This is a genomic window from Oleiphilus sp. HI0123, assembly GCF_001635315.1.
Genome location: NZ_LWGE01000003.1, coordinates 1 through 2,131 on the forward strand (window position 1 = coordinate 1; position 2,131 = coordinate 2,131).

The following is a 2,131-nucleotide window of genomic DNA, read 5'->3' on the forward strand; positions in this document are numbered from 1 at the left end:
ACAGTAGGCATAATGGTTTCTTCTCGGCTTTGCTGGAAGAAATAAAGTTTTCTATCTCCATATCAAAGGCACGGCGATTGTTCACCTTTGTGAGGGAATCTGTTGTTGCTTCAGAGTTAAGCTTTGATACTTCGGCCCTGAGTTTTTTCATTTCAAGCGCCATGCTTTCAAGGGAAGTTTGCATACTCTGTGTAGCGCTTTCACGCTTCTTGGTTTCATCTAGCAGATGGCTAATGAGTGACTTTATATCACTGATGTCACTGGCACCTTCCATTTTCTCAGAAAACGACGATAAGGTCTGCGCGTAATCAGTTAGTCCGTGACCCTCCTTATTAACTTTGTTGAGAAAGTTATGAATAATTTCTTTAACACTATTGCTCAGCTTATTGACTGCAGCTTCGTGGGCGTCTGAAATATATTTCTCATAGAGTGATTGAAGGGTTTCCGTGGTATAGCTTGTCTTCTTAGCATCCAGTTCTTGAATTGCTTTGCTAAGTTCCGGGTTGTCACCCACGACGAACTCATACCAAATCGCATAATTATTAGGCGTAGTAGCGATATTTCGTTTGTTCATTTCCGGCAGCGTTTTTTTCAGAAGGTCTACTGCTCTGGATACATCATCTGAGTGCTTCATGGTAAGGGTCTAACTTCGACTTTAGCTATATAAATGGTGAAATGCTGAATTGGCAGTGATTAACCCATTAATTGCCTACAGCTTATAGATTTTAGCTTAGACCTAAATATCTGAAGATAAAGTTAAATTCTTAGAATATTTGCTATAGTTTGTATACGAAGTTGGATAAGTTACTTGGAACATAAGAAATGATTAAGAAGTTAGGGGCTTTATTGATTCTTGGGCTGCTCCTTGTAGCAGGCATCAAGGCCTATGCCACGTACTCTGCGATGCAGTTTATAGAAAGTTTTAAACAAGAGCATAGTAAAAGCCTTTCGTTAAGCTATTCCTGGCTATCGGTTGACTTTGAAGGGAATATCCATTTTGAGGGACTTGTTTTAACGCCTTTTAGTTTGAAGCGTCCGATTAATATAGACAAACTTACGCTCGGTTTAGGCAATGCATCTTCAATGATGACAGCCTTGCCTAGCTTAAAAGTAGGCAAATTGACTGCTCCGATTTCAATGAGCTACTCTGGCTTGCGAATGCCTTTTAAGGGGCGCGGTCTTGATGAATGGATGGCTCTGTTTATTGGCGATAAGGTGTTGGTTCCAATGAGCTTGTTTGCTTGCGGAGATCGTTCATCTCTGGATTTCTCAGCTTTAAAAGCCATGGGGATAGAAGAGCTATCGGCTTCGGGTCGCATCTATTATGAGCAAGCCCGCGGCAAAGATATGATTACGCTGTCGATAGACATCGATAAGATCGGAAAGTTAGAGTTGGCCCTAAGTCTGGATTTGGAAGGGCTTAATACCGTAATTGAAACGGGAAATGTGTCAGCAATAAATATTCATAACCTAGAAATGAGTCATTTAGATGCGGGCTATGCTCGTCGTATGGTGAACTTATGCACGGAAGAGAGTGGCTTAGAGCCTGAGGCCTATGCAAAACATGCTTCTCAAGCTTGGCGAATAGGTATGGCGGGGATAGGAATGCTGGCAAATGAGGCTGTCGAAGATTTATATCGTGATAAATTGTTGCAAGGCGGTGTCTTGAAGTTAAAAGTTGAACCTCCTGTGCCGATAAGGTTGGGAGAGTTAGAACGACTTTATGATCAGGAACTAGTGTCTAGTCTAGCAATAAGTGCAAATATCAACGGCAAAATGAGTCAATCGTTGCAGCTGTTTTTAGATGGCAGTTATTATCGGCCTGAGCCAGTGCTTGAAGAGAAACCTAAAAAACCAGAGAGCAGCGGTCAGGCGACAGTGGTTTTGAGTAATTTACGCTATCAGCCAACTGATATTATGGTTTTATCCGAATTCGTCGACCGTAAAGTAAGAATTGAACTCAAGGATGGCAAAACCTACCAGGGCTTGTTGAAATCTGCTGACGAACAAAAAATTGAAGTGACGCTTATTTTTGGCGGTGGGACTGCAGATTACTTTTTTGCTAATGAGAAAATAGAACTCGTCGAAGTTTGGCGCTAATACGCTGCCAACTCAGGTATTCATAAATAGA

2 protein-coding genes are annotated in these 2,131 nt (G+C 41.6%); one reads left to right on the plus strand and one right to left on the minus strand.

The features are described from left to right. Positions 1 to 634 (minus strand): GGDEF domain-containing protein (locus A3761_RS00085; protein WP_156491441.1); only part of this gene is annotated, 634 nt, incomplete at its 3' end. A 188-nt stretch (positions 635 to 822) separates the two neighbouring features. Between A3761_RS00085 and A3761_RS00090 the strand changes: the two genes are divergently transcribed. Next, positions 823 to 2,100 (plus strand): LSM domain-containing protein, encoded by a 1,278-nt coding sequence (locus A3761_RS00090; RefSeq protein WP_068554558.1) that lies wholly within the window; start codon positions 823 to 825, stop codon positions 2,098 to 2,100. Positions 2,101 to 2,131: the final 31 nt, after the last annotated feature.

Bases quoted from the DNA above. Each gene is read 5' to 3' on its own strand.
- A3761_RS00090 (WP_068554558.1), top strand. From the start codon at position 823: ATGATTAAGAAGTTAGGGGCTTTATTGATTCTTGGGCTGCTCCTTGTA.